We start from the raw sequence: 26,713 nt of genomic DNA on the forward strand, positions 1-26,713 counted from the left end.
GAAGCGGGCGTGAGCGAGGGAACCGCGCAGCGGCGGACGGGGCTGGCGCAGGGCCGGGGAGTGCAGAGGGCGCGGCCTGGCGTCCTCTGCCCGGTCGCCGCGCCGGGGCAGAGGCTGCTGCTGCCGCTGACGGCGAACGGAACCGGCTCTCAACCCGGAACCGGTGCCAGCCTCCGTGGCGAACGGAACCAGCCCCGGTGCAGCAGCACGCGTCCAGGGCAAAGGCTGCCACCGCCGCTGACGGCGAACTTACCGCCTCGCCTGCATCTCTGGCGCAAGCTGCTATGCTTGAAGATGGCAAAACATGGCTGAACCGATTACGCCGCCTCTCTCTCCGCCACGCCATAATCAGAGAAAACGCATTTTAATCAGCGGGCGTCTGTAGCACTGTGTGGAACCACTATCCCCAGCAAAGGGCGCAGACAAGGCGACGGTTGCCCGGCATTCTTTTGCCCATAATATTGCTAATCAAGGAGTTAAGCGATGAACCAGCTAGACGCACTAAAACAGTTCACCACCGTGGTGGCGGACAGTGGCGATATCGAATCCATTCGCCATTACAATCCGGAAGATGCCACTACCAACCCTTCTCTGATCCTGAAAGCTGCCGGTCTTGACGCTTATAAACACCTGATTGATGACGCCATCGACTATGCGAAAAAGCAGGGTGGCAGTAAAGAGACGCAGATTATCAACGCCAGCGACAAAGTGGCTGTCAATCTCGGCATGGAAATCCTGAAGAGCGTGCCGGGCCGCGTTTCAACTGAAGTTGACGCCCGCCTCTCTTTCGATCGCGGTATGTGCGTGACCAAAGCAGAAAAGCTGGTACGCCTGTATGAAGAGCACGGTATCGACCGCTCACGTATTCTTATCAAGCTCGCCTCAACCTGGGAAGGGATCAAAGCGGCTGAAGAGCTGGAGAAAAACGGCATTAAGTGCAACCTGACGCTGCTGTTCTCCTTTGCGCAGGCGCGCGCCTGTGCAGAAGCGGGCGTCTATCTGATCTCACCTTTTGTGGGCCGCATTTATGACTGGTACAACACGCGTAAGCCAATGGACCCCTATGTTGTGGATGAAGATCCGGGCGTGAAATCTGTGCGTCGCATCTATGACTACTACAAAAAGCATCGCTACAGCACGGTGATCATGGGCGCCAGCTTCCGCAAAGTTGAGCAGATTCTGGCTCTGGCGGGCTGCGATCGTCTGACTCTCTCCCCTAACCTGCTGGAAGAGCTGGCGAACAGCGATGCGCCGGTTGAGCGCAAGCTGGAACCTTCTACCGAAGGTTTCCATCAGCCTTCCTCGCTGTCAGAAGCGGAGTTCCGCTGGGAGCACAACCAGGATCCGATGGCGGTTGAAAAACTCTCTGAAGGTATCCGCCAGTTCGCCGTTGACCAGCAGAAACTGGAAGATGTGCTGTCAGCACGCCTCTGATTGCACCACCGTTGAGTGCGGGCGAGCCGAGGCGAACCCGCTGATGCTTTACTACAAGGGAGAACCCTATGTCTTCACGCAGAGAGTTGGCTAACGCGATTCGCGCGTTGAGTATGGATGCGGTACAGAAAGCAAATTCCGGTCACCCAGGTATGCCGATGGGCATGGCCGATATCGCGGAAGTGTTATGGCGCGACTTCCTGAAACATAATCCCACTAACCCGGCATGGGCCGATCGTGACCGCTTTATCCTTTCTAACGGCCACGGCTCAATGCTGCTCTATAGCCTGCTGCATCTCAGCGGTTACGATCTGCCAATGGAAGAGCTGAAAAACTTCCGTCAGCTGCATTCAAAAACGCCGGGACATCCGGAAATTGGCTATACGCCAGGCGTCGAAACCACCACCGGCCCGCTCGGCCAGGGTCTGGCGAATGCGGTGGGTCTGGCGATTGCTGAGCGTACGCTGGCCGCGCAGTTCAACCAGCCAGGACATGATATTGTCGACCACTTCACCTATGTGTTCATGGGTGACGGCTGCCTGATGGAAGGCATCTCACACGAAGTCTGTTCGCTGGCGGGTACGCTGGGCCTCGGCAAGCTGATCGGCTTTTACGATCACAACGGCATTTCTATCGATGGCGAAACTGAAGGCTGGTTTACCGACGATACGCATAAACGCTTTGAGTCCTATAACTGGCACGTGATCGGCAGCGCTGAAGGCATCGATGGTCACGACGCCGACGCCGTGGCCGCCGCGATTAAAGAGGCGCAGAGCGTAACCGATAAGCCGTCGCTGATTATCTGCCGCACTACCATCGGCTTTGGTTCGCCAAACAAGGCGGGCAAAGAGGAGTCACATGGTGCTGCGCTGGGCGACGAAGAGATTGCGCTGACGCGTAAGCAGCTCGGCTGGAACTACGCGCCGTTTGAAATCCCGCAGGATATCTACCAGCAGTGGGATGCAAAAGAAGCGGGTTCCGCGCATGAAAAAGCCTGGGATGAGAAGTTTGCCGCTTACCAGCAGGCGCATCCGCAGCTGGCGCAGGAGTTTAGCCGTCGTCTTAACGGTGAAATGCCGGCGGAGTGGGAAAGCCAAACCGCTGACTTTATCCGCGGCCTGCAGGCGAATCCGCAGAAAATCGCCAGCCGCAAGGCGTCACAAAATACGCTGGAAGCCTTTGGCAAACTGCTGCCGGAATTCCTGGGCGGATCGGCTGACCTGGCACCGAGTAACCTCACCATCTGGTCAGGCTCAAAATCGATCAAAGAGGATGCGGCCGGGAACTATATTCACTACGGCGTGCGTGAGTTCGGGATGACCGCGATTGCAAACGGCATCGCGCACCATGGCGGCTTTGTTCCTTATACCGCAACCTTCCTGATGTTTGTTGAGTACGCGCGTAACGCCGCCCGTATGGCTGCGCTGATGAAAGCACGCCAGATCATGGTCTACACCCATGACTCTATCGGCCTGGGCGAAGATGGCCCGACGCACCAGCCGGTCGAGCAGCTGGCAAGCCTGCGTCTGACGCCTAACTTCAGCACCTGGCGTCCGTGCGATCAGGTTGAAACCGCGGTGGCATGGAAAGCAGCCGTTGAGCGTCATCACGGCCCGACCGCGCTGATCCTCTCCCGTCAGAACCTGCTGCAGCCCGAGCGCAGCCAGGCGCAGGTCGAAAACATTGCGCGCGGCGGCTATATCCTGAAGGATTGCGACGGCACGCCGGATGTGATTCTGATCGCCACCGGTTCAGAAGTGGAGATCACGCTGGGAGCGGAAGCGAAACTCAGCGCGGATGGCCACAAGGTCCGGGTCGTGTCACTGCCCAGCACCGATGTGTTCGATAAGCAGGATAGCGCCTACCGTGAATCCGTGCTGCCCACTACCGTACGCGCCCGCGTCGCGGTTGAGGCAGGTATTGCAGACTACTGGTACAAATATGTCGGCATCGACGGCAAAATCGTCGGCATGACCACCTTTGGTGAATCCGCGCCGGCCGGCAAGCTGTTCCCGGCCTTCGGCTTTACCGTTGAAAACGTGGTAAGCCAGGCGGAATCGCTGCTGAAACCGGCATAAGCCCCGCGGCCCTCACCCGATAACGGTGAGGGCCGTTTTTTTTAGCACTTTCTATACAAAAAAAATCGCGTTTTCCCCTTCCCGCTCTGCGCAAACTGATTACTATAGGTTTTCTTCCGATTCTGATAGCGGACGCACTCCCGTTGAAAAAACCGACTTCATTTTTACTGGCCCTGATGGTCTCCGTGCTGCCTGTCAGCGGTATGGCACAGGTCTCACCTAATCCTCTGCTGGCATCGCAGATTGTTGATCGCTATGCCGAACATATTTTTTACGCCAGCGGTGCAACCGGCATGGCGCTGGTCGCCATCGACGGCAATCAGCGCGTCTTTACCAGCTTTGGTGAAACCCGCCCCGGTAATAATGTCCGGCCGCAGCAGGACTCCGTTATCCGCATCGCGTCACTCAGCAAGCTGATGACCAGCGAAGTGATGGTGAAAATGGCCGAGCGCGGGCAGATCCGCCTGGATGACCCGCTCAGCCGCTACGCCCCGCCGGGGGCGCGCGTTCCGGCCTATAACGGCCAGACGATCCGCCTGATCAACCTCGCCACCCACACCGGCTCGCTGCCGCGCGAACAGCCCGGCGGTAAACCGCACCGTCCGGTGTTTGTCTGGCCAACTAAAAGCGATCGCTGGCAGTGGCTGGGCAACGCCACGCTGAAAGCCGCGCCCGGCACTCAGGCGGCCTACTCCAACCTCGGGTTTGACCTGCTGGCTGACGCGCTGGCGAAAGCGGGCGGCACGCCCTATCCGGCGCTGCTGCAGCGGTTAGTCACGCGCCCGCTGGGGATGAAGGACACTACCTTTACACCCTCACCGGACCAGTGCCAGCGCCTGATGGTGCCGGAAAAGGGGGCCAGCCCCTGTAATAATACTCTGGCGGCGATCGGCAGCGGCGGCGTCTACTCCACCCCTGATGATATGGCGCGCTGGATGCAGCAGTTCCTCGACTCAGCGGTAAGCCACCGCACGCCGCAGATCGATCGCCTGCAGACGCTGATCTACCGGCGCGATCAGCTGACCAAAGTTGAAGGGATGGATGTACCCGGACGTGCCGATGCGCTGGGTATGGGCTGGGTCTATATGGCCCCCAAAGCGGGCCGGCCCGGTATCATTCAGAAAACCGGCGGTGCCGGCGGCTTCATTACTTATATGGCGATGATTCCGCAGCATAACCTTGGCGTGTTTGTGGTCGTCACCCGCTCACCGCTCAGCCGCTTTACGCCCATGAGCGACGGCGTGAATAATCTGCTGACAGAGCTGGCGGGCAATAAGACGGGTTCGCCGATGATGATCGGCGCGATCCCCTGACACCCGGAAAGTCGCTCAGCGCGCCGGCTGGCTTACCCACAGCGTGGGCCAGTCGTCGCTGCTGTGCCAGGCGTCGCAGATCTGCTCTTCCGCATATTCCGCCAGAACAAACGCGCTGCCATCAAACTGCCAGCGTGTTGCCGTACCGCAATCACCCAGCCCGCGATTTTTACTGAAGGTATAGAGCAGGCCATTACTGGCATCGAACTCTGCGTTCACCAGCTCCAGCTGCGTGTCGCTGCGCGCCGGAGGAACAAAAGGCAGATTCAGCGTCAGCCCGCGTGATACGTAGGGCTGGCTGCGTGTCACTTCAAACGCCAGATCGATAACGTTATAGGCACCGGTTTCACAGCTGACCAGCAGCAGCGCTTTGCTGTCGGTCAGCGGTGCGACGCTCACCTCGCGCCGCAGCGGATCCAGCGAGCAGTTATCGGTAGTGATGCGCCAGGTTCCATAGTCGATTAGTCCGCTGGTCTCCTCCTGCGTCAGCGGCGCGGGCGGCGGTGCTGATGACGGCAGCGATGGCAGCGACGGCGGTGGCGGGAGATCCCACTGCGCCCCACGCCTGACCCATGCGCTGGTTCCGTTTACGCGCCCCTGCACATCATCCATCAGCAGCAGCGCAGCTTTCAGGCCACGCAGCGGAACCACCGCTTTGGCCTGGTAGGTCAGCTGCAGCGTGCTCGCGTCCAGCGTCTGTCCCAGAAACTCATCAATCGCGATAGCGTTGCTGGTAGCAAGATGGTGTGGCTCAACCGTCCAGTGTTTAAGGTCGGGCTTCAGGCGACGCTGATCCAGCAGCAGATTATCTTTCAGCGGGCCACCCGGCAGCGCGCCGGTATAGGCGCTGCCGTAGTCGATACGCAGCAGCGGACGATCGTCGACGCCGGCGTGGCGCGACAGCGTCATCACCAGACCATTGTCGCCGGGAAAGCTGCGCGCCACGCAAAAAGCCGCATTGTTACAGGTGAGCTGCCAGTCAGAAAAAGACTTCTGCAGAGGTTCAGCCTGCACGCTGGCGCTGGCTGCCAGAGAGCTCAAGAGCAGTGACTTTATCCAATACGACATTAACAACCCCGTCCCCGAATTTCTGGAAAGAAAATCATAGCGCACTGCGTGCGTTATCAGCAGGCTGGAAGTGTGAAGCGGCCTGAAAAGCAGAATTAACTGCTTATTAAATCAGCGATTCATCATCGTACGGACAGGTTGTACGCTGCGGTCCCATCATCCACTGCGCCTGACAGCGGCTCAATCAGATTCCCCTGACTATCAGGGCGCAGTCTGAAACGGTCAATCCCGCACAAACGGTCATAAACAGTCATGCTATGGTAGCTATGGATTAATAAGCTGGCGATCGGATCTGTTTTAACTGTGACGCTTCAGGGGTTAATTATGTGAGCCACATCAACATTACGTGCAAATAAGCGTTAAGCATTACATTAATAACTGAACTTATATCACTCAATAACGGGCCTCTTTTTTTGCCACCGTGGACTCCTGCCCAGTCCACATTTTCCCGTGCCCGCTTCCAGTAATTTATAGCCATCGGAGGATAAGTATGTTGCCGATTGAGAGACAGCAAAGAATTATTAACGAACTTAATATAAATGGCCGCGTAATTGTCTCAGAGCTGGTCACGCTATGTCAGGTTTCGCAGGAAACCATACGGCGCGATTTAAGCCAGCTGGAAAAAAGAGGATTATTACAGCGCAGTCATGGTGGTGCTGTTCCGGTAAAAAAACAGAACGCCGGCATTCAGGGAAATAACAGAGCTGTCAGAGAAAACGAATTATCTTTTCGGCAGCGTATTAATGAGCATGTCGATGCAAAAATGAGCATTGCCAAGCGCGCGCTCGATTTTATCACGCCGGGTGACTGTATTTTGCTCGATAGCAGTACTACCTGCTGGTATCTTGCGCGGCAGCTGCCCGATATCGAGTTAACCGTGCTAACCAATTCGCTACGTATCGTGCAGACGCTGGCGGCGCGCGGCAGCATTCGCACTATCTGCCTCGGCGGAGAATATTCTGACCGCGATGAGGATTTTCACGGCGTCGTGGCTGAACAGCCGCTGCGTGAATTTCAGATTAATAAGATCTTTTTTTCCTGTAGCAGTTTAGGTAATGACGGATATTTGCGGGAAGGCAATGAGAATAACGCGCATTTAAAACAACAAATGTTACTGGCCGCTGAAAGAAAACATCTGTTACTGGATGGCAGCAAATTTATGCGCCCCTCTTTTGCCCGTGTTTGTCACTACCGTGATGTCGATTTTCTGATAACTGACCAATTAAAAGATAAAGAGCTGGAGCAGGAACTGGCGTGGAATGGCGTTAACGTCATTGTCTGTTCTCAGCGTCATCAGTCCATGCAGCTAATTAAAAATTAACCAGGAGTCTGTATGAAAAAACATCTTATCGCCTGTTCTCTGCTTGCCCTGTTTGCCGCCACCGGCGCGCATGCCGCTGATAAATTACGCATGGGTATCGTCGTTAAAATCGGGGGTATTCCCTGGTTTAACGCCATGGAAGCGGGCATTAAAAGCGAGGCGGCGAAGCGCGGCATCGATGCATGGATGGTCGGCCCTACCGCAGCCGATCCGGCACTGCAGGTGCGCGCCATTGAAGATTTGATTGCGCAGAAAGTCGACATCATCGGCGTGGTACCCAACGATCCGAAAGTGCTGGAGCCGGTACTGAAACGGGCGCGGGACGCCGGTATCGAAGTGATTACGCATGAGTCACCCGGCCAGCAGGGTGCCAACTGGGATTTTGAGCTGGTTGACGCCGCAACCCACGGAATCAATCACATGAAAGCGCTGGCGAAGTGCATGCACGACGAGGGCAAATACGCCATGTACGTGGGCAGCCTCACCGTACCGCTGCATCAGCAGTGGACCGATGCCGCGCTCAATTATCAGAAAGAGCACTATCCCAACATGCAGCTGGTCACCGACAAATTTGGCGTCGGCGAATCGCTGGATGACTCCATCCGTACCACCAACGAGCTGATGTCTAAATATCCCGATCTGAAAGGCATTATGGCGTTTGGTTCACAGGGGCCGATTGGTGCCGGGCGCGCCGTCATGAACCGCAAAAAAATTGACCAGGTTTGCGTCATTGGCTCCTTCAGTCCGGGTCAGGGCGCCTCGCTGGTGCAGCGTAACGCCATCAAAGGCGGCTACATCTGGAATCCGGAAACCGCAGGTGAAGTCTTTGTGCGTATCGCCGACATGATGCAGAAGAAAGAGCCGATCACCGACGGTATGACGATTGAAGGACTGGGCAAAGTCAAAGTGGATGAAGCGACGCATACCATTCTCGGCAACAACACAGAGAGTCTGGATAAAGACAACCTGCCAAAACTGGTAAAAATGGGGCTCTGATATGCAAGAGGTCATTCCACAGACGCTAATTGCGCTCGAGAATCTGTCGAAAACATTTGGTGGCAACCGCGCGCTGAGCGATATCTCCCTGACCTTACTGGCAGGCGAAGTGCACTGTCTCGCTGGCACCAACGGCTGTGGCAAGAGCACCCTGATCAAAGTCATTTCCGGGGTGCACGCCCCGGACAGCGGCAGCCATATTACGCTGGGCGATGGCCCGGCACTGCCGCGCCTGACCACGCAACAGGCGCGTGATTTCGGTATTCAGGTCATCTATCAGGACCTCTCGCTGTTCCCCAACCTGAGCGTGGCGGAGAACATCGCGTTTGAGCATAACCTCAATGGCCTGTTGCGCTGGCACCGCAGCGCGCGCCTGCGTGAAAGCGCCCGCAGCATTATAACCGAGCTGAAATTTGACCTCGATCTGGATGCGAAAGTCGCGGCGCTTTCGATTGCCCAGCGCCAGCAGGTCGCGATCTGCCGCGCGCTGGTCGCCGATGCGCGCCTGGTGATCATGGATGAGCCAACCGCCTCGCTGACCCGTACCGAGGTCAATCAGCTGCTGCGCACCGTGCGCTATCTGAAAGATAAAAATATCTGCGTGGTCTTTGTCAGCCACCGGCTTGATGAGGTGCTGGAGATCTCCGATCGCGTCACGGTGATCCGCGACGGCCGTAAAATGGGCTGCTGGCCCGCCCGGGAGATGACGCCGCATCATCTGACCGAGCTGATGACCGGCCTGAAGCTCGACTACCAGCTGAAAGCGCCGACGCGTAATAGCGAGCGCGTGATCCTGGAGATAGATAATCTTACCCGTGCCGGTCAGTACCGTGACGTCAGCTTTAAACTTTATGAGGGCGAAGTACTGGGGCTGTGCGGTCTGCTTGGCTCCGGACGTACCGAGCTGGCGCTGTCGCTGTTTGGCATGACGCGTCCCGACAGCGGCAAAATCTGGCTCGACAGCAAACCGGTCCGCTTTCGCGGTCATGAAGATGCGATCAAAGCCGGCATTGGCTATGTGTCAGAAGATCGCCTGACGCTGGGGCTGGTGCAGCAGCAGTCGGTGGCCGACAACATGGTGCTGCCGATCCTCGACAAACTGCAGAACCGCTTTCACCTGATCGATGAGTACCGTAAAAACAAACTGATCCTGCAGTGGATCCAGCAGCTCGGCGTGCGCGTCGCCGACCCGAATCTCGCCATCTCTACCCTCTCCGGCGGTAATCAGCAAAAAATTGTGCTGGCAAAGTGGGTTCTGACGCAGCCGCGTATTCTGATCCTCGACTCGCCTACCGTTGGCGTAGACGTCGGTGCCAAAGCCAGCATCTATCAGCTGATCCATGAGCTGGCGAAAGAGGGGCTGTCGATCATCCTGATCTCTGATGAGGTGCCGGAGGTCTGGTACAACTGCGACCGTATCCTGCACTTCCGCGATGGCACCATTCATGCCGAATATCAACCCGATAGCGTCGAGCAGCAGCAGCTGGCGGAGGTGATCAATGCCTGATTTTTCCCGTTTACGTCCGCACTCCAGCCAGGGCTGGCTCGCCTGGGTGCTGCTGGCGTTCATTCTGTTTTTCTCTGTGACCAGCGATCAGTTTCTTACCGTACAGAACCTGCTGGATCTGGCGGAGAGCTATGCGGTCACCGGCATCTTTGCGCTGGGCCTGTTTGTAGTGCTGGTGACCGGCGGGATCGATATCTCTTTTGCCGCCGTTGCCTCAGTGGTGCAGTACCTGCTTGCGTCCCTGTTTGTGCAGTTTCAGTTTGATAACGCGCTGCTCAGCATTGTGCTGGCGATCGTGTGCGGCACGCTGTTTGGCGTGATCAATGCGCTGCTGATCACCACGCTGCGGGTGGTCTCCATCATCATCACTATCAGCATGCAGTCGCTGCTGTTCGGCCTGCTGATGTGGGTGACCGGCGGCCGCAGCCTCTATTCGCTGCCGGAGTGGTGGATCACCCTGCGTAACGTGCTGCCATTCAGCTGGCAGGGCGAGAGCTTTCAGGTCGGCTTGCCGCTGGCCACCATGCTGATCATTGCCGCGGCGACGGCACTGCTGCTGAACAAAACCAACCTCGGGCGCCAGCTTTATGCGGTGGGTGGCGACGCAGAGTCTGCGCGACGTATCGGCATCCGCGTCGGCCTGATCCACGTTTTTGCCTACGGCTGGCTGGGCGCCATGGCGGCGGTTGGCGGCCTGGTACAGGTCTATCGCATGGGCGAAGTGGTGCCTAATGCGCTGGTCGGCGGCGAGCTTGATGTGCTGGCGGCAACGGTACTGGGCGGCGCCAGTCTGATGGGCGGTAAAGGCACGGTCAGCGGCACGCTGATGGGGGTCTTTCTGATCGCCATCCTGAAGAACGGTCTTAACCTGGTGGGCGTGTCGAACTACTTCATGAACATCGTGGTAGGCGGCGTCATCATGATTGCGATCGCCGTAACGCACTACAAAAAACGCAAAGAAACTGATGTCAGTTTCGTGTGACTGAGGGCATTGATGATGAAATCACTGACTGCACTGCGCCCTGACGGCACCAACCTTGGTCTGATGCTGCTGATCGCGCTGGCGCTGGCGACCTTTACGCTGATGCTGCCGGGTCGCTTCCTGACCGACTCCACCTTTATGAGCATGGCGTTTCAGCTGCCGGAACTGGGATTACTGACTCTGGCGATGTTTATCGCCATTCTCAGCGGCGGCCTGAATCTCGCCATTATTGCCACCGCCAACCTGACCGCGCTGTTTATCGCCTGGACGCTGATGAGCGCCCTGCCCGCCGGTGCCGGGATGGCGCTGCAGCTGCTGTGGCTGGTTATCGCCATTATCGGCGCCATGCTGATTGCCGCCGCCATCGGCGTCATCACCGGCCTGATGGTCACGCGCATCGGCGCGCATCCGATTCTGGTGACGCTGGCTACGATGATGACGCTGAACGGGATCGGTATCTGGCTGACCAAAGGCGCAGCCGTCAGCGGCATGCCGCCGGTAGTGCAGGCGCTGGGCGCTGATACGCTGCTGGGGATGCCGCTGCCGCTCTGGGTATTCCTCATCGCCGCCGCGCTGCTGGCGCTGTTTCTCGGTAAAACCCGGGCCGGCAAATGTATCTATATGGGCGGCAGCAACATCAACGCAACCTGGTTTAGCGGCATTAACACCCACCGCATGGTGATGCTGGTTTACGTGATCTCCAGCCTGCTCTGCGTGCTGGCGGGCCTGATTATGATGGCGCGCTTTAACTCCGCGCGCATGGGCTACGGCGACGCCTACCTGCTGCTGACGGTACTGGCGATTATCCTCGGCGGCACCGATCCCAACGGCGGCTTTGGTCGCGTCACCGGCGTCGTGCTGGCGCTGATTGCGCTGCAGGTGCTCTCAACCGGCTTCAACCTGATGAATATCAGCCAGCACGTCAGTCTGGCGATGTGGGGCGCGGTGCTGATTGTGGTACTCGCCTTTAAACAGCTCAAAACCCGACTCAACGAACACCGTGCGGTAAAGCTCAGCAAGCTGGCCGCGGTGCTTAATCCTCTGACTGAAAAGAAGGAAGTATGATGCGTATTCAAATCTCCCCGTCACTGATGTGTATGAACCTGATGGAGATCAAGCACCAGCTGCAGGTTCTCGATTCGCGCGCTGACTTTCTTCACGTGGATATCATGGATGGTCACTACGTTAAAAACATCACGCTCTCCCCTTTCTTTATTGAACAGATCCGGCCCTATACCCGCGTGGCCATTGATGTGCATCTGATGGTGGAAGAGCCGACCGACTTTATCGAGGCGGTCGCCAGAGCGGGGGCTGACTACATCTGCCCGCATGCAGAAACCATTAACCGCGACGCCTTCCGCGTGATCAATATGATCCGCAGCTTTGGTAAAAAAGTGGGTGTTGTGCTGAATCCCGCCACGCCGGTCTCCTTTATCCAGCACTATATTCACCTGCTGGATAAAATCACCGTGATGACGGTGGACCCTGGCTACGCCGGTCAGCCCTTTATTCCGGAGATGGTGGAGAAAGTGCGCGAGCTGAAAACGCTTAAACAGCAGCACGGTTATCACTATCTGGTTGAGATAGACGGCTCCTGCAACACCCGCACCTATAACCAGCTGATTGGGGCCGGTGCAGAAGTGCTGATTGTCGGCACATCCGGCCTGTTCAATATTCATGATGATTTGGCGACCGCGTGGGAGATGATGCGCGACAGCATTGATGAAGCCCAGGGGCTGACGCAGGTGTCCGCATGAAACCACGCTGGCTCGGTATCGACATCGGCGGCACCGGTACGCGGCTGCAGCTGATGGAAGAGGATGGCGTCTGGAGCAGCTTTCGCAAAGTCGCCACCGCCAGCTGGGCGCAGCAGCCCGACGCGCTGCTGGCGCTTGCTCAGCTCATCCGCGACACGCTGGAGCAGCAGCCGGTAAGCGGCATTATGCTGGGTCTGCCGGGTATTCTCAGCCGCGACCGGCAGCAGGTGATTTCGCTGCCCTTTATTCAGGCGCTGGATGGCCAGCCGGTCGCGTCGCACCTCACCGCGCTGCTTGGCGTGCCGGTGGCGATGGACAAAGATGTGAACCACCTAATGCTGTGGGATCTGCTGCAGCTGGAGCAGCTGCCGGACAACGCCGTGGGTCTCTATCCCGGCACCGGCATGGGCAACAGCCTGTGGCTCAACGGTGGCTTTTATCACGGCGAGCATGGCGGTGCCGGCGAGCTGGGGCATATTCCGGTGGCGGGCAACGCCCTGCCCTGCCCGTGCGGCAACCACGGCTGTGCAGAAACGCTGACGTCGGGCCACTGGCTGAGCCGCTGGGCCGCACAGAACGCCGCCGATACGCCGATGCCGGCGCTGTTTACCCGCCACGGCGAACAGCCGGAACTGCAGGCGTTTGTCCGGCGGCTGGCTGAGCTGATCGCGACCGAAATGAATATTCTCGATCCGGAGTACCTGATCCTCGGGGGTGGCGTACTGGCGATGGCTGATTTTCCGCTGGCGCAGCTGCGCAGCCAGATCCAGCAGCATCTGCGGCCACCGGTAACCCGTGAAAACCTGAAGATTATCTTCAGCCACTCAACCGACTACACGGGCTGCCGCGGTGCCTGTCTGGCCGCCGAACGCCTGTTCAGGAGCGCATGATGAAAGGAAAAGTGTGTGTATTTGGTTCCTTTAATCTCGACATCGTGGCGGTGATGCGCCGCTTTCCGCTGCCGGGTGAGTCGCTGACGGCGCATCACAGTATGATGGGCGCAGGCGGCAAAGGGGCTAATCAGGCCACGGCGGCGCTGCGCGCAGGTGCGCGGGTGCACTACATCGGCAAAGTAGGCAATGACGATTTTGGCCTGTTTGCCCGCCGTCATCTGGAAAAAACCGGGTTCGATGCCATTACGCTGTTTACCTGTAAAGAGAAGCCAACCGGCAATGCGCTGATTTACGTCGCGGGCGACGACGCGGAGAATATGATTTCAGTCTATCCGGGCGCTAATACCACCGTGACCGCAGCCGAGGTGACGCGCTGCCAGCCTACGGTCGCCGCAGCCGACATTCTGCTGGTGCAGCTGGAGAATAATCTCAGCGCTATCCAGCGTATGATCGACAACGCCCGCGCCAGCGGCACCTTTGTCATCCTTAACCCGGCGCCGTGGCAGAAGATCGGCGATGCGCTGCTGGCAAAGGTCGATCTGCTGACGCCGAACAGCACCGAAGCGACCCAGCTCAGCGGCGTAACGGTAACCGATTTCGCCAGCGCGCGCCGTGCCGCCGACGTGCTGCACCGCAAAGGCGCGCGCCAGGTCATTATTACGCTGGGCATGGCGGGAGCCCTGCTCTCCACGCCTGACCGGCAGCAGCGTATTCCGCTCTTTCCGGCGCAGCCGCGCGATACCACCGGCGCGGGTGACGCATTTAACGGTGCGCTTGCCGCGCGTCTCGCCTCAGGCGACGATCTGCCGCAGGCGGCGCGGTTTGCCGCAGCGTTTGCCTCGCTCTGCGTTGAGCGCGCTGGCGCAGCCGACTCAATGCCCTCCTATGCCGAGGCGCTGGCGCGACTGCAGGCGCATCCGGAGTGCGTGGTCGGGGAGATAGAGAACGCGGTGGCGTAACTGAGCTTCAGGCAGAGCTATTCAGCCATGCAGGCCCGCCGCGGGGGCGCATCACTGCGCCCTGATTACGGCTTCAGCCATCCGGCAAGCTGCGCATGCTGCAACAGCATAATAGTTTTACCGTCACAGATGCCCCCATCTTTTACCCTCGCCAGCGCCTGCGGGAACGACAGCTCCAGCACGGTTATCGCTTCATCTTCAACGCCACCGCCGCTGCTGGCACGCGTCGCTTCACTATATTCTGCAGCAAAGAAGTGGATCAGTTCCGTAACGCCGCCGGGTGACATGTAGGCAGCAAAGAGTTTCTCAACCTTCCCCACCTGATAGCCCGTCTCCTCAATCGCCTCTTTACGGATGCAATCTTCGGGCGTGTCGTCGTCCAGCAGCCCGGCGCAGGCTTCAATCAGCTCACCGCTTTCGTTGCCGTTAACGTAAGTGGCGATGCGAAACTGCCGGGTCAGCACCACGCTGTTTTTTTCACGATTGTAGAGCAGGATGGTTGCGCCGTTACCGCGATCGTAGACTTCACGTTTGTGCCGCACCACCTCGCCATTGCTGCGCGTCAGCTCGTAGGTGTAATTGCGCAGCACAAACCAGTTTTCAGACAGGATCTTATTTTTAATGACGTTGATAGTGAATGCCATGAGCGCTCCGCTGCTTTGCTGAGAGAGGCTGAAATGATAGGCGGCAGCGGCGGGGAAAACTATCTGAATTACCTGCGCAGCGGCGGGTAAAAAAAACGGGAGCCAGGCTCCCGTTACGCTACAGAGAAAGGTTTAGCGTCCGCTTTCGTCCGCCAGCTGCGGTGACGCATCGCTGCTCTCATCCGCGTGCACCTCATGCTCTTTCATCGCCTCTGCCTGGACGCGCTTGCGTACGCCAAACCAGCCAAGCACCAGCAGTACGGCGATCAGAGGAATGGAAGCGATGGTATAGGTGCCGTTAGGGTAGTCAAACGCCATCAGCACCAGCACGCTCAGCAGGAACAGCAGCGTCAGCCAGGAGGTGAACGGCGCCCACGGCAGCTTAAAGCTGACATCCTCAGCCTTGCCCTCTTTGATCGCTTTGCGCAGACGCATCTGGCAGACCACGATAAAGCCCCAGGAAGAGATGATCCCCAGCGAGGCAACGTTCAGGACAATCTCAAACACCTGCGACGGCACGTAGTAGTTCAGCACCACGCCAACGATGTAAACCGCAACCGTGACCAGGATACCGGCATACGGCACCTGCTGCTTGCTCATCTTCGACATAAACTGCGGCGCTGAGCCGCCCATCGACATGGATCGCAGAATACGGCCGGTTGAATAGAGACCGGAGTTAAGGCTGGAGAGCGCCGCGCTCAGTACCACAATGTTCATAATACTGCCGACATAGGGAACGCCCAGCTTCGAGAAGAAGGTCACAAACGGACTCTGTCCCGCCTGGTAGGCATTCCACGGCAGCAGCAGCACCAGCAGCACCACGGAACCCACATAAAACAGGCCAATACGCCAGATCACGCTGTTGATCGCTTTGGGCAGCATGGTTTTAGGATCTTTGCACTCGCCGGCCGCGGTTCCTACCAGCTCAATCGAGGCAAAGGCAAATACCACTCCCTGCACCAGCACCAGCGCAGCCATCAGGCCATGCGGGAAGAGACCGCCGTTATCGGTGATCAGATGGAAGCCGGTCGCGTTGCCGTCGAGCGGTTTGCCGGTACCGAGAAACACCACGCCAACAATCAGGAAGATCACAATTGCCAGCACTTTGACCAGCGCAAACCAGAACTCCATTTCGGCGAACCACTTAACGCCAATCATGTTCATGGTGCCGACAATGGCCAGCGCGCCGAGCGCAAATACCCACTGCGGTACGTCGCCAAACGCGCCCCAGTAATGCATATAAAGCGCCACGGCGGTGATATCGACAATCCCGGTCATCGCCCAGTTAACGAAATACATCCAGCCCGCTACATAAGACGCTTTTTCCCCGAGGAATTCACGCGCATAGGAGACAAAGCTGCCGCTTGAGGGGCGATGCAGTACCAGCTCGCCCAGCGCACGGAGAATAAAGAAAGAGAAGATGCCGCACACCAGATAGACCAGTGCCAGCGCCGGACCTGCCAGCTGCAGGCGTGCGCCTGCGCCGAGGAACAGACCAGTGCCGATAGCACCGCCAATGGCGATCATTTGTACCTGTCGGTTACCCATCGCTTTGTGGTAACCGGTATCGTGAGAGTTCAGCCAGCGCCTTCTCGCAGCACGCTGTTCGTCGGGCGTTTTTTTAGTATGTTTCATAGCTTTCCTGTTTGTCCTGACCATCAATCACCGGCTGACCAATCGTTTGCGCCTGCGGTGCGAAATGGAGTAAAAACCGGTGCCGGAGCAGTGGAACGATGCGCGTGGCGACCCGGGAAATTACGGCGATGAATCCTACCCGTTCTGCATGAACGAAGCAAAATATACTGGCTGGACGCACGATCTGATTTGTAAGAATCGGTCGTGACGCACAAAAAAACCGGTCAGCAGCGTGACCGGTCAGGATGGCGTCAGAAAAGCAGAAAATCGGGCCGGGAAATGCCCGGTTGCGCAGCTCCCGGGTAACGCATTAGCGATAGATTTCAGCGCTGCCGTTCCAGAGGCTGGAGTCGCCAGGATTCTGCGCGCCAATGACGCGAAAGTGTGTGGCGCCCATCTCTTCCGCTTTTTGCGACAGCTGGCGGGTGGCGTCATCCAGCGTGCCGCGCACGCCGCTGACCGATATGGTGCCTGCAGGCTGCATGTTTTGGGCATCCGCCTCGCTCAGCGGCGTAGCAGCCAGCGTGGAAAAACTTGCGGTGGCAAGCAGGGCCGCACCAAAGAGGGTAGTAGCTCGTTTCATAAGGATCTCCTGAGTGGCAGAAAATAGCGGGTGACAGGAGAAGTATTGGCAAGCCTGTGCAAACCAGGCCAGGCGGTCGGTAAATCTGTTTAATGTTTAGCCAGATTAATGTCTGTATTGCCGGGAAAGGTAAAGCAGTACGGCACCGGTTGAGCCGTCCGGCCACGCAACATTTACATTTCTTCCATAATTACTCCACGTTTCTCTGATTTACACCGCGTAAAGTAAAGCGGGCAGGCGCCTGCAGAGTGTGCCCGCCTCGCCTGCCAGCGCGCCAGCCGTGCGCTGCTCATATAATAATGACAAGCTGCCGCTGAGGAGTAACAGAGTTATGTCGGACTTTTTTATCGACCGCCCGGTATTTGCCTGGGTTCTGGCGATTTTACTCTGTCTGTGCGGCACGCTGGCTATCACCTCGCTTCCGGTTGAACAGTATCCGGATCTTGCTCCGCCCAATGTCCGCATCACGGCCAATTATCCCGGCGCCTCTGCCCAGACGCTGGAGAATACCGTTACGCAGGTTATCGAACAGAATATGACCGGCATCGATAACCTGATGTATATGTCCTCCAACAGCAGCAATACCGGCCAGGTGCAGATTACGCTGACCTTTCTCGCCGGTACCGATCCCGATGAGGCGCGTCAGCAGGTGCAGAACCAGCTGCAGAGCGCACTGCGCAAACTTCCGGCCGCCGTTCAGGCGCAGGGGGTTAACGTTAATAAAACCGGCGACAGCAACATTCTGATGATTGCGTTTGTCTCCACCGATGGCAGCATGGATAAGCAGGATATTGCTGATTACGTTGCCAGTAACATCCAGGATCCGCTCAGCCGCATCGATGGCGTCGGTCAGGTGGATGCCTATGGGTCACAGTACGCTATGCGCATCTGGCTCGATCCCGTCAAACTGACGCGCTATGCGCTCACGACCGCCGATATCATTCAGGCGATTGAGTCACAAAATACCCAGGTCGCCGTCGGCCAGGTCGGCGGATTGCCGTCGGTAGAGAAGCAGGCGCTGAATGCCACGGTCAACGCGCAGTCCATGCTGCAGACGCCGGAGCAGTTTCGCGCCATTACCTTAAAAAGCAGCGGCAGCGGTGCAGTTGTCACGCTCGGTGATGTTGCCAGTATCGCCATGGGCGCAGAGAAATATGACTACCTGAGTCGCTATAACGGTCAGTCCGCATCAGGCCTGGGGGTTAAGCTGGCTTCCGGCGCGAATGAGATGAATACTGACCGGCTGGTTCGCGCCCGCGTCGCGGAGCTGGCACACTATTTTCCCCCCGGCCTTGAAGCGAAAATCGCATTTGAAACCACGCCTTTTGTTAAGGCCTCCATAAAAGATGTCGTCAAAACGCTGCTGGAAGCGATCCTGCTGGTGTTTCTGGTGATGTATCTCTTTCTGCAGAATTTTCGCGCCACGCTGATCCCCACTATCGCGGTGCCGGTGGTGCTGCTGGGTACGTTTACCGTGCTCTATATCTGCGGCTTCAGTATTAATACCCTGACCATGTTTGCCGTCGTGCTGGCCATTGGCCTGCTGGTTGATGATGCGATCGTGGTCGTGGAAAACGTTGAGCGCATCATGAGCGAGGAAGGGTTATCGCCACGGGCCGCCACGCGCAAATCGATGGGGCAGATACAGGGCGCGCTGGTGGGCATTGCGCTGGTTCTCTCCGCAGTCTTTGTCCCGATGGCCTTTTTTGGTGGCACGGTGGGTGCCATTTATCGCCAGTTCTCCATTACGATTGTCTCCGCTATGGTGCTGTCAGTACTGGTGGCGATGATCCTGACGCCCGCCCTCTGCGCCACGCTGCTTAAGCCGCTGAAACAGGGTGAACATCACGGTCAGCGCGGATTTTTCGGCTGGTTTAACCGCGCGTTTAACGCCAGCACTCAGCGCTACGAACGGGGCGTTGCGCGACTGCTGCGCCAGAGTGGCCGCTGGATGCTGCTCTATGCCGCGCTGATCGGCCTGATGGCTTTTCTGTTTTTGCGTCTGCCGACCTCTTTTCTGCCGCTGGAAGATCGCGGCGTATTTATGACGCAGATTCAGCTGCCGCCGGGTTCAACGCTGCAGCAGACCTCCCGCGTGGTTGAGAAAGTTGAACGTTACTACCTTACGGCGGAAAAAGAGAACGTCACGTCCGTGTTTGCCACCATTGGATCCGGGCCTGGCGGCAACGGTCAGAACGTGGCGCGGCTGTTTGTCCGCCTCACGCCCTGGGATCAACGTCCCGGTGACGACCGCACCTCTTTTGCCATTATTGAGCGCGCTACCCGCGCATTTGCCGCGATTGCTGAAGCACGCGTGGTCGCCAGCAGCCCCCCGGCCATCAGCGGCATGGGCAGCTCCTCGGGCTTTGATCTGCAGCTGCAGGATCACAGCGGTATCGGGCACACGCAGATGATGGCGATGCGCGATAAGCTGCTGGCGCTGGCGTCAGCCGATCCGGCGCTGTCGCGCGTGCGGCATAATGGCCTGGACGATACGCCGCAGCTGCAGATCGATATCGACCAGCGCAAAGCGCAGGCGCTCGGCGTCTCGCTGGACACCATCAACCAGACCCTCTCTACCGCCTGGGGATCGACCTATGTGAATGATTTTCTCGATCGCGGCCGGGTTAAAAAGGTCTATGTGCAGTCGGCACCGGAGTTTCGTATGCTGCCCGGCGATATCAATAAATGGTACGTGCGCAACAGCAGCGGCGGCATGGTGCCCTTCTCTGCGTTTGCCACCAGCCGCTGGGAAACCGGCTCACCGCGCCTGGAACGCTATAACGGCTACGCCTCGCTGGAAATTGTTGGCGAAGCGGCCAGCGGCGTCAGCAGCGGAACCGCCATGGATGAGATGGAGAAGCTGGTGGCGCAGCTGCCGCTCGGGGTAGGCTTCCAGTGGACCGGCGCATCTTATCAGGAACGATTATCCGGCGCGCAGGCCCCGGCGCTCTATGCTATTTCGCTGCTGGTGGTGTTTTTGTGTCTCGCTGCGCTCTATGAAAGCTGGTCTATTCCCTTTTCGGTGATGCTGGTTGTGCCGCTGGGTGTTGTCGGTGCTCTGCTGGCAACATGGCTGCGCGGACTGGAAAACGATGTCTATTTTCAGGTCGGGCTGCTGACGGTGATCGGGCTTTCGGCGAAAAACGCGATTCTGATCGTGGAGTTTGCGAATGAGATCAACAGCAAAGGCCGTGAGTTAAAGGAGGCCACTCTGGAAGCCTCGCGTCAGCGCCTGCGTCCGATATTAATGACTTCACTTGCCTTTATGTTTGGCGTCCTGCCAATGGCGATCAGCAGCGGCGCGGGTTCAGGCAGTCAGCACGCGGTAGGGACCGGCGTTCTGGGCGGTATGCTGACAGCCACGCTGCTGGCTATTTTCTTTGTACCCCTGTTCTTTGTGCTGGTCCGGCGTCGCTTTCCGCTGCGTGAGAAACCGCACGATTAGCCGGCATGAAAAAAGCCGCCGGGAGAAGCTCCCGGCGGCTCTATTGATGTGTGTGGTCAGAATTACAGCAAGGGGGGAAACGCCCTGCTTTCCTCGTCACGCGTTACTTACGTAACATCGCTTCGATAAATTCTTTCCAGTTCCCCAGTTCATGTTCAACCATAACAACCTCTCTTATTGTGATGGCAATTGTACGCCGCTTTTTTCTGCAGGTGAATACGTTTCCACCTCTTATCACTATCGGCAGAAGCGGGGAAAAGCTGCAGTTTTTCTTTTTTGTGCCGTAACGCACATTTCTGCAAGCTTCTGTTCAGAATGAAAAATAATGTTTTTTTCATTCTGTAGCACAATTCCGTGATTAAGATAATCCTTACCGGCCTGATAATAAGACAGCGGGCAGTTTGCGCTCAGAATGAAAGCGCTTACTGGTCCTGATTAGCGTTTTCGATTAAAGGCAGCAGATGATGAAAAATGCAGGCAATATCCACTGACGCTCACCGCGCGCACCCCGCTGTGGTAAACTCGCGCGCAGATTTTTTTGCAGAACGGGAAACAGCTATGACAGCGCAGTGGGTGATGTACGGAATCAAAAATTGCGACACCGTAAAAAAAGCGCGCAATGCACTAACCGCGTCCGGCATCGACTACCGGTTTCACGATTATCGCGCGGATGGACTGGATGCCGCGCTGCTGCAGCACTTTATCGATCGGCTTGGCTATGAAGCCCTGCTGAATACGCGCGGTACCACCTGGCGCAGGCTGCCGGAAGCAGAACGTGCCGCGATTAAGGATGCCGCCAGCGCCAGCGCCGTGATGCTGGCACAGCCTGCCATCATTAAACGTCCGCTGCTTGCCGCCCCCGATGGCAGCCTGCTGCCGGGCTACAGCGCCGATCTTTACCACGCTTTTATTCAGGAGAAGTCATAACATGTTCTGTCCGGTTATTGAGCTGGCTCAGCAGCTCATCCGTCGCCCTTCGCTAAGTCCGGATGATGCGGGCTGTCAGGCCTTGCTGATCGCCCGCCTGGAGGCGATCGGTTTTCAGATTGAGCAGATGCATATTAATGACACGCTGAACGTCTGGGCCACGCGCGGTCACGGTGAAACCTTAGCGTTTGCCGGACACACTGATGTCGTACCGCCCGGTGATGCAAACCGCTGGATCAACCCGCCGTTTGAGCCCACTATCCGCGACGGCATGCTGTTTGGGCGCGGTGCCGCCGATATGAAGGGCTCGCTGGCAGCGATGGTGGTCGCCGCTGAACGTTTTGTCGCTGCGCATCCGCAGCACAAGGGCCGCCTGGCGTTTCTGATCACCTCCGATGAAGAGGCCAGCGCGGTCAACGGCACGGTCAAAGTGGTGGAGCGCCTGATGGCGCGTCATGAACGGCTGGATTACTGCCTGGTGGGTGAGCCCTCCAGTACAGAGATCGTCGGGGATGTGGTGAAAAACGGCCGGCGCGGTTCAATGACCGCAAACCTGACGCTGCACGGCGTGCAGGGACATGTCGCCTACCCGCACCTGGCGGATAATCCGGTACACCGTGCCATGCCGGCGCTGAATGAGCTGGTGGCCACCGAGTGGGATCAGGGCAACGCATTCTTTCCGCCAACCAGCATGCAGATTGCGAATGTGCAGGCGGGTACCGGCAGCAATAACGTTATTCCCGGCGAATTTTTTGTGCAGTTTAACTTTCGCTTCAGCACCGAGCTGACCGATCAGATGATTAAAGATCGCGTGACGGAACTGCTGGACCGCCATCAGCTGCGCTATACGCTGGAGTGGACCGTTTCCGGACAGCCTTTCCTGACGTCACGCGGCAGGCTGGTTGACGCCGTGGTAAACGCCGTAACGCACTATAATGAAATTAAGCCGCAGCTGTTGACCACGGGCGGCACTTCCGACGGACGCTTTATTGCCCGTATGGGAGCGCAGGTGGTGGAGCTTGGCCCGGTTAACGCCACAATTCATAAAATCAATGAGTGCGTCAAAGCGTCAGATCTGCAGCTGCTGAGCCGCATGTATCAGCGCATTATGGAGCAGCTGATTGCCTGACCGCATAAACAAGGAGACGGGGCATGGAGTGGTTAAAAGAGTACTGGTGGATCCTGGTGATTGTGCTGATGGTGGGCGTACTGATGAACGTCTATAAAGATCTCAAGCGCATCGATCATAAAAAATATATGGATAACCGGCCGGATTTACCTCCGCATCGTGATTTCAACGATAAGTGGGATGATGAAGATGACTGGCCAAAGAAAAAATAGGCCAGGGGCGCGTAAATACGCCAGGGCGGCATTCATGCCGCCCTGGCCGCAAATGGGCGATGGACGCGTAAATAACCCTAGGGCGCAGGAATACGCCAGGGGCGCATGAATGCGCCCCCTACCGGCAATTGTAGGGGCGGCATTCATGCCGCCCGTCCCGGCGGATTGGTTGCAGGGGCGGCATTTATGTCGCCCGCCCCTACAGAAACATCACAACATCGTCGTCGTTTGGTTTGGCGCCGCTCAATGCTTCATCAAAATAGCGGCGCGGTATGGTATAGCGCAGATGATGCAGCGCCCGCGCCATGCTGCGTTCATCTATCGCATGCGGCAGATCGTTCACCACATCCAGCGTCACATCGCCGCCCAGCTCGGTCAGACGCTGGTTCGCCGCTTCAGCATGCTGTAGCGGTACCTGTTCGTCATCGTCGCCGTGAATAAGATGAATGGTATTACGCCTGCTGGCGCGTTCCGGCAGCGTGGTATAGCGCCCGCTAAACGCCACCACCCGTCCCGCCAGCTCCGGCTGCGCTTTTACGCCCTCCAGAACCATGGTGCTGCCCTGCGAGAACCCGACCAGCGCCGTCGCTTCGGGCCAGACGCCAGCAGTACGCTGCCAGTGCCGGACAGACTCGATAAATAGCGGCATGACCGCATCGACACACTGCTGCGGCGAGCGATCCTGAGCGGGATAGTCCATAAACCACTGGCGGCCCTGCGGCACACTACCGGTATAAGGGGCACCTACTGACACCACCTGCGCGTCCGGAAACGCCTGAGCAAACCAGGTGCCAATTTGTGCCATCGCATCAGGGTTATCATCAGCGCCGTGGTAAAGCAAAAAAAGCTGAGCAGCCTGCACCGGCTGCTGAACAACAACATATCGTAAAGCCATACTGACCTCCTGTATTCACTATACGCCGCGGCCAGCAGAGTGATACCGGGAAAATTTGAACAAGAGCGCTGATTTATTGCAACAACGTCAGCCGCTGTTGCCAGGCCTGCGCTGCCTGCGGATCGAGCCGTTCAAGCGCCTCAGCCGTCTCCTGACGCAGCCGCTGTACCACCGCCTTGCGGCCGCTGAGACCGGCGCTGCTGCCCGCCTCGCTCAGCGTCTGTTTCTGAATCAGTATGGCCTGCATTAACGGCTGCGGCTGTATGCGCACCAGCCGCTGCAGCACCGCATAGCTCGCCTCGAACGGGCGCTGTGCCCAGGCAAAACCTGCCAGCAGCACCACATCCTCTTCATTAATATCCTGCGACAGCCCCGCTTCCTCTGGCAGTGGCAAATCGATGAGATCGTTCAGCCAGACGGCATCGCGCGCCAGACGCTGCGCCGCCTGCGTCTGCAGCAGTTTCCCGGCCGGCGTCAGTGCGCAGATGGCCATTGCGGCGTAGCAGCCGCTGCTCGCTTCACGCTGCGATCCGACCCGCACCAGCGTAAAGCCGCAGGCGTGCCAGAAGCGCCACAGCGCCGCCGTGTAACCAAAGCTCACCGAGAGAAAATCACAGCCGGCGGCCTGCTGACGCGCCTGTGAAACCAGCGCCCGGCCAGTGCCCTGCTGACGGCGGGCGGCCGTCACCGCAATGCGGCTGATACGCAGAGAGCGCAGCGTAGCCGCCGCGCTGAAACCGGCGTGTGCCGCCAGTGACTGCGCGACCAGATTACCGCGCGGGCGACGCGTGCCGGCCCAGACAGCCTGCGCCAGTTCTGCATCCAGTCCGCCCTCTTCAACCAGCCACAGGGCACCGGCCACGCTCTCTGCTGCGCCAGCCAGCCAGAGCTGCATCCCCGGCGCGTCCAGCAGGCGGCGCAGGTCGAGGGGCGAAGTGCGATAGTGCGCGCTCGCCAGCAGACGATAGCCCGCCTCCAGCGCAGCGGGGTGCGCATCCGGCGTCGCTCTGTATAACGTGATTTCAGATGCGGGTGCGGCGCGATCCGCTTCTTCAAACAGCAGCGCGCGGTTGAGCCACTGCTCCAGCGGATCCTGTGCGCACCAGCGCAGGGGTTCATCCAGCGTGAAATAGCGGACGTCAGGCAGGGTGGCGCAGAAGCGCAGCAGAAAGCCGCGTCCGGTGCCCTCGTACCCCTGCACCGTTGTGGTCAGCAGCACACGCGGAAAGCGTGCAACCAGCTGCTGCAGCAGCGGCGCCGGGATCGCGGCTGCCTCATCAACGATCAGCCATGCAGGCAGCGGATCGATCGGCTGCTGCAGGATCGCATCAGGGGCCATAAAGGAAAACTGCTCGCCGGCAAACTGCGCCAGCACCTCTGTTGACACCTTCGCCGGAGCGGTGACCAGCGCGTGCGTTGTGTTACGTGCCAGCATGCCGGCCAGCGCCGACTTGCCGCGCCCGCGCGGTGCGGTAACCACCGCCACCCCGGAAGCGATCGCCTGCAGCTGAGCAAGAATAGCCGCCTGCTGCTGTGGCGCCTGGCATTGCCAGCGCGGCCAGACACCTGCGGCCGGCTGACGTACCGGCAGATGCTGGCGCTGCAGCAGCACCTCGTCATCTTTCAGCATCAGCTGCTGCAGGCGGCGTATAAAACGGGGCGTGGCGATGGGCTCTGCGACATCGGCCCAGCGCAGGCTGTCCGCATCGGCAGCTGTCGCCCAGCTCTCCCACGGCGGCGTCAGCAGCAGCAGCCAGCTGCCGGCGCGCAGCGTACCGGCCAGCGCGGCAAAAGCCTCAGCGTGAAAGCCGTGCCGCGCATCGAACAGCGCATGGGTAAATTCACGTCCCAGCAGCGTTCGCAGCGCTGCCGGGGCAACGTGCGGCGTCAGGTCGCAGGCGCTGCTGAGCGTGATCCAGTCACCCGGCAGCGCCTGCTGCCATAGACCGGCCTGCTCGCGCGCCCATTCTGCATCACCTGCTATAACCGCTAAGCGGCGGATGCCTGCCTGCTGCATCGCCGCCGTGATAACAGCACAGGACATCAGTTAGTGGCGAAGGTGTTGCACTGGCCCGGATCGCCGCCGTCATAACCGCGTTTAAACCAGGTATAGCGCTGTTCAGATGTGCCGTGCGTAAAGCTGTCCGGCACTACGCGCCCCTGGCTCTGCTGCTGCAGGCGGTCGTCACCAATCGCTTCGGCCGCGTTAAGCGCTTCCTGCAGATCGCCCACTTCCAGAATGTTCTGCTGCTGCATATAGTGGCCCCAGACGCCGGCAAAGCAGTCCGCCTGCAGCTCCATTTTCACCGACAGCTGATTCACCTGTTTCTCACTGGCGCCCTGCTGCATTTCACGTACTTTCGGCTCAATACCCAGCAGCTTCTGCACATGGTGACCCACCTCATGCGCAATGACGTAGCCCTGCGCAAAGTCGCCGCCTGCGCCCAGTTTGGTTTTCATCTCATCATAGAAAGAGAGGTCGATATAGACGCTCTGGTCAGCCGGACAGTAAAACGGCCCCATCGCCGCCTGGCCGGTTCCGCAGTGGGTGCGCGTCACGCCGCGATACATCACCAGTTTTGGTGGCACATACTGTTTGTTCATCTGCTTAAACAGCTTGTCCCAGGTATCTTCGGTTGTCGCGAGGATCACCGAGGTAAATTTCGCCGCCTCGTTATCCTGCGCGGAGTCCACCTGGCGCTGCTGCACCGGTGCGCTGCCACCGCCGCCCAGCAGTCCGGTTAGGTCATAGCCGTAATATCCGGCCACCGCCACAACGACCAGCAGGATAATGCCGCCTTTCCCGCGCGGCAGCCGGATCTGTCGCCCGCCACCGCCAAAACCTGATGATTCGCCGCGACGATCTTCCACATTGTCGCTTTCACGACGCCCTTGCCAGCGCATGGCCTGCTCCTGTTTATTTATCTTCAGA

Annotated in this window: 24 protein-coding genes; 15 read left to right on the top strand and 9 right to left on the bottom strand. The window is 58.4% G+C overall.

What is annotated here, in order from left to right; genetic code table 11:
• Positions 1-222: hypothetical protein (locus FS690_RS18450; RefSeq protein WP_222126076.1), on the bottom strand; the 222-nt coding region annotated here is incomplete at its 3' end.
• 261 nt (positions 223-483) lie between these two features.
• Here FS690_RS18450 and tal point away from each other — a divergent pair.
• The 3 genes from tal to ampH all read left to right on the top strand — a co-directional run bounded on the left by tal (position 484) and on the right by ampH (position 4,825).
• Positions 484-1,434, top strand: a complete 951-nt coding sequence (tal, locus tag FS690_RS14200) for a transaldolase (protein ID WP_039379481.1) — start codon at positions 484-486, stop codon at positions 1,432-1,434.
• 68 nt (positions 1,435-1,502) lie between these two features.
• Positions 1,503-3,512, top strand: a complete 2,010-nt coding sequence (tkt, locus tag FS690_RS14205; RefSeq protein ID WP_145339812.1) for a transketolase — start codon at positions 1,503-1,505, stop codon at positions 3,510-3,512.
• Between the two features lie 143 nt (positions 3,513-3,655).
• Complete coding sequence (gene ampH / locus FS690_RS14210; protein ID WP_039379485.1) at positions 3,656-4,825, top strand: D-alanyl-D-alanine-carboxypeptidase/endopeptidase AmpH; 1,170 nt, start codon at positions 3,656-3,658, stop codon at positions 4,823-4,825.
• A gap of 15 nt (positions 4,826-4,840) precedes the next feature.
• Here the strand turns inward: ampH and FS690_RS14215 are convergent, their stop codons facing one another.
• Positions 4,841-5,893 (bottom strand): DUF1176 domain-containing protein, encoded by a 1,053-nt coding sequence (locus tag FS690_RS14215; protein WP_145339813.1) that lies wholly within the window; start codon positions 5,891-5,893, stop codon positions 4,841-4,843.
• 490 nt (positions 5,894-6,383) lie between these two features.
• On the opposite strand from FS690_RS14215, the gene FS690_RS14220 reads away from it, so the two are divergent.
• From FS690_RS14220 to FS690_RS14255, 8 genes are read left to right on the top strand one after another with little or no spacing between them, the layout of a single operon-like run.
• The gene (locus FS690_RS14220; protein ID WP_071667920.1) at positions 6,384-7,214 is read left to right on the top strand and encodes a DeoR/GlpR family DNA-binding transcription regulator; all 831 of its coding nucleotides are present in this window, start codon (positions 6,384-6,386) and stop codon (positions 7,212-7,214) included.
• A gap of 12 nt (positions 7,215-7,226) precedes the next feature.
• On the top strand, positions 7,227-8,210 hold the full coding sequence (locus tag FS690_RS14225; protein ID WP_104085266.1) for a substrate-binding domain-containing protein: 984 nt from the start codon (positions 7,227-7,229) through the stop codon (positions 8,208-8,210).
• Position 8,211: 1 nt separating this feature from the next.
• A complete protein-coding gene (locus FS690_RS14230) occupies positions 8,212-9,717 on the top strand; it encodes a sugar ABC transporter ATP-binding protein (RefSeq protein WP_039379496.1) in 1,506 nt (501 codons plus the stop codon).
• Positions 9,710-10,699: an ABC transporter permease gene (locus FS690_RS14235; protein WP_039379498.1), complete on the top strand. Its 990-nt coding sequence runs from the start codon at positions 9,710-9,712 to the stop codon at positions 10,697-10,699. The genes FS690_RS14230 and FS690_RS14235 overlap by 8 nt, the downstream gene beginning before the upstream one ends.
• A 15-nt stretch (positions 10,700-10,714) precedes the next feature.
• On the top strand, positions 10,715-11,764 hold the full coding sequence (locus FS690_RS14240) for an ABC transporter permease (RefSeq protein WP_039385603.1): 1,050 nt from the start codon (positions 10,715-10,717) through the stop codon (positions 11,762-11,764).
• A complete protein-coding gene (alsE, locus tag FS690_RS14245) occupies positions 11,764-12,456 on the top strand; it encodes a D-allulose 6-phosphate 3-epimerase (protein WP_104085268.1) in 693 nt (230 codons plus the stop codon). The genes FS690_RS14240 and alsE overlap by 1 nt, the downstream gene beginning before the upstream one ends.
• Positions 12,453-13,346 carry an allose kinase gene (alsK, locus tag FS690_RS14250; RefSeq protein WP_145339814.1) on the top strand — a complete coding sequence of 298 codons (894 nt, stop codon included), beginning with the start codon at positions 12,453-12,455 and terminating at the stop codon, positions 13,344-13,346. Before alsE ends, alsK begins: the two co-directional genes overlap by 4 nt.
• The gene (locus FS690_RS14255; protein ID WP_039379505.1) at positions 13,346-14,308 is read left to right on the top strand and encodes a ribokinase; all 963 of its coding nucleotides are present in this window, start codon (positions 13,346-13,348) and stop codon (positions 14,306-14,308) included. The genes alsK and FS690_RS14255 overlap by 1 nt, the downstream gene beginning before the upstream one ends.
• Positions 14,309-14,373: 65 nt before the next feature.
• Here FS690_RS14255 and nudK read toward each other — a convergent pair whose 3' ends face one another.
• The 3 genes from nudK to FS690_RS14270 form a co-directional block, all read right to left on the bottom strand.
• The gene (nudK, locus tag FS690_RS14260) at positions 14,374-14,952 is read right to left on the bottom strand and encodes a GDP-mannose pyrophosphatase NudK (protein ID WP_145339815.1); all 579 of its coding nucleotides are present in this window, start codon (positions 14,950-14,952) and stop codon (positions 14,374-14,376) included.
• A gap of 132 nt (positions 14,953-15,084) precedes the next feature.
• Positions 15,085-16,587 (bottom strand): L-asparagine permease, encoded by a 1,503-nt coding sequence (gene ansP / locus FS690_RS14265; RefSeq protein ID WP_039379509.1) that lies wholly within the window; start codon positions 16,585-16,587, stop codon positions 15,085-15,087.
• A 310-nt stretch (positions 16,588-16,897) separates the two neighbouring features.
• Positions 16,898-17,170, bottom strand: coding sequence for a DUF1471 domain-containing protein (locus FS690_RS14270; protein ID WP_071667916.1), 273 nt, complete (start codon positions 17,168-17,170; stop codon positions 16,898-16,900).
• Between the two features lie 331 nt (positions 17,171-17,501).
• Between FS690_RS14270 and acrD the strand changes: the two genes are divergently transcribed.
• Positions 17,502-20,618, top strand: a complete 3,117-nt coding sequence (gene acrD, locus FS690_RS14275) for a multidrug efflux RND transporter permease AcrD (protein ID WP_071667915.1) — start codon at positions 17,502-17,504, stop codon at positions 20,616-20,618.
• Between the two features lie 103 nt (positions 20,619-20,721).
• On the opposite strand, the gene ypfM is transcribed toward acrD, so the two are convergent.
• Positions 20,722-20,781, bottom strand: a complete 60-nt coding sequence (ypfM, locus tag FS690_RS18670) for a protein YpfM (protein ID WP_104085366.1) — start codon at positions 20,779-20,781, stop codon at positions 20,722-20,724.
• A gap of 395 nt (positions 20,782-21,176) precedes the next feature.
• On the opposite strand from ypfM, the gene FS690_RS14285 reads away from it, so the two are divergent.
• The 3 genes from FS690_RS14285 to FS690_RS14295 are packed head-to-tail and all read left to right on the top strand — an operon-like array spanning position 21,177 to position 22,886.
• A complete protein-coding gene (locus tag FS690_RS14285; protein ID WP_071667924.1) occupies positions 21,177-21,545 on the top strand; it encodes an ArsC family reductase in 369 nt (122 codons plus the stop codon).
• 1 nt (position 21,546) lies between these two features.
• A complete protein-coding gene (gene dapE, locus FS690_RS14290) occupies positions 21,547-22,674 on the top strand; it encodes a succinyl-diaminopimelate desuccinylase (RefSeq protein ID WP_039379515.1) in 1,128 nt (375 codons plus the stop codon).
• 23 nt (positions 22,675-22,697) lie between these two features.
• A complete protein-coding gene (locus tag FS690_RS14295; RefSeq protein WP_039379517.1) occupies positions 22,698-22,886 on the top strand; it encodes a YpfN family protein in 189 nt (62 codons plus the stop codon).
• A gap of 199 nt (positions 22,887-23,085) precedes the next feature.
• Here FS690_RS14295 and ypfH read toward each other — a convergent pair whose 3' ends face one another.
• The 3 genes from ypfH to FS690_RS14310 all read right to left on the bottom strand — a co-directional run bounded on the left by ypfH (position 23,086) and on the right by FS690_RS14310 (position 26,685).
• Entirely contained in the window at positions 23,086-23,781 is a 696-nt protein-coding gene (gene ypfH, locus FS690_RS14300; protein WP_145339816.1) for an esterase, read from the bottom strand.
• A gap of 73 nt (positions 23,782-23,854) precedes the next feature.
• Positions 23,855-25,825: a tRNA(Met) cytidine acetyltransferase TmcA gene (locus FS690_RS14305; protein ID WP_145339817.1), complete on the bottom strand. Its 1,971-nt coding sequence runs from the start codon at positions 25,823-25,825 to the stop codon at positions 23,855-23,857.
• Positions 25,825-26,685: a neutral zinc metallopeptidase gene (locus FS690_RS14310; RefSeq protein WP_039379523.1), complete on the bottom strand. Its 861-nt coding sequence runs from the start codon at positions 26,683-26,685 to the stop codon at positions 25,825-25,827. Before FS690_RS14310 ends, FS690_RS14305 begins: the two co-directional genes overlap by 1 nt.
• Between the last annotated feature and the right edge of the window lie 28 nt (positions 26,686-26,713).

Origin of the sequence: Pantoea sp. PSNIH1, assembly GCF_007680655.1 — a bacterium.
Classification (GTDB): domain Bacteria; phylum Pseudomonadota; class Gammaproteobacteria; order Enterobacterales; family Enterobacteriaceae; genus Pantoea; species Pantoea eucrina.

What these genes read in the sequence shown, in the direction of transcription:
- FS690_RS14310 (WP_039379523.1), bottom strand. Translation starts at nt 26,685, where the DNA reads ATGCGCTGGCAAGGGCGTCGTGAAAGCGACAATGTGGAAGATCGTCGC.
- FS690_RS14235 (WP_039379498.1), top strand. Translation starts at nt 9,710, where the DNA reads ATGCCTGATTTTTCCCGTTTACGTCCGCACTCCAGCCAGGGCTGGCTC.
- FS690_RS14285 (WP_071667924.1), top strand. Translation starts at nt 21,177, where the DNA reads ATGACAGCGCAGTGGGTGATGTACGGAATCAAAAATTGCGACACCGTA.
- FS690_RS14215 (WP_145339813.1), bottom strand. Translation starts at nt 5,893, where the DNA reads ATGTCGTATTGGATAAAGTCACTGCTCTTGAGCTCTCTGGCAGCCAGC.
- ypfH (WP_145339816.1), bottom strand. Translation starts at nt 23,781, where the DNA reads ATGGCTTTACGATATGTTGTTGTTCAGCAGCCGGTGCAGGCTGCTCAG.
- acrD (WP_071667915.1), top strand. Translation starts at nt 17,502, where the DNA reads ATGTCGGACTTTTTTATCGACCGCCCGGTATTTGCCTGGGTTCTGGCG.
- ansP (WP_039379509.1), bottom strand. Translation starts at nt 16,587, where the DNA reads ATGAAACATACTAAAAAAACGCCCGACGAACAGCGTGCTGCGAGAAGG.
- FS690_RS14240 (WP_039385603.1), top strand. Translation starts at nt 10,715, where the DNA reads ATGAAATCACTGACTGCACTGCGCCCTGACGGCACCAACCTTGGTCTG.
- FS690_RS14295 (WP_039379517.1), top strand. Translation starts at nt 22,698, where the DNA reads ATGGAGTGGTTAAAAGAGTACTGGTGGATCCTGGTGATTGTGCTGATG.
- FS690_RS14220 (WP_071667920.1), top strand. Translation starts at nt 6,384, where the DNA reads ATGTTGCCGATTGAGAGACAGCAAAGAATTATTAACGAACTTAATATA.
- tal (WP_039379481.1), top strand. Translation starts at nt 484, where the DNA reads ATGAACCAGCTAGACGCACTAAAACAGTTCACCACCGTGGTGGCGGAC.
- nudK (WP_145339815.1), bottom strand. Translation starts at nt 14,952, where the DNA reads ATGGCATTCACTATCAACGTCATTAAAAATAAGATCCTGTCTGAAAAC.
- FS690_RS14225 (WP_104085266.1), top strand. Translation starts at nt 7,227, where the DNA reads ATGAAAAAACATCTTATCGCCTGTTCTCTGCTTGCCCTGTTTGCCGCC.
- tkt (WP_145339812.1), top strand. Translation starts at nt 1,503, where the DNA reads ATGTCTTCACGCAGAGAGTTGGCTAACGCGATTCGCGCGTTGAGTATG.
- dapE (WP_039379515.1), top strand. Translation starts at nt 21,547, where the DNA reads ATGTTCTGTCCGGTTATTGAGCTGGCTCAGCAGCTCATCCGTCGCCCT.
- FS690_RS14305 (WP_145339817.1), bottom strand. Translation starts at nt 25,825, where the DNA reads ATGTCCTGTGCTGTTATCACGGCGGCGATGCAGCAGGCAGGCATCCGC.
- FS690_RS14255 (WP_039379505.1), top strand. Translation starts at nt 13,346, where the DNA reads ATGAAAGGAAAAGTGTGTGTATTTGGTTCCTTTAATCTCGACATCGTG.
- FS690_RS14230 (WP_039379496.1), top strand. Translation starts at nt 8,212, where the DNA reads ATGCAAGAGGTCATTCCACAGACGCTAATTGCGCTCGAGAATCTGTCG.
- FS690_RS14270 (WP_071667916.1), bottom strand. Translation starts at nt 17,170, where the DNA reads ATGAAACGAGCTACTACCCTCTTTGGTGCGGCCCTGCTTGCCACCGCA.
- alsK (WP_145339814.1), top strand. Translation starts at nt 12,453, where the DNA reads ATGAAACCACGCTGGCTCGGTATCGACATCGGCGGCACCGGTACGCGG.
- alsE (WP_104085268.1), top strand. Translation starts at nt 11,764, where the DNA reads ATGCGTATTCAAATCTCCCCGTCACTGATGTGTATGAACCTGATGGAG.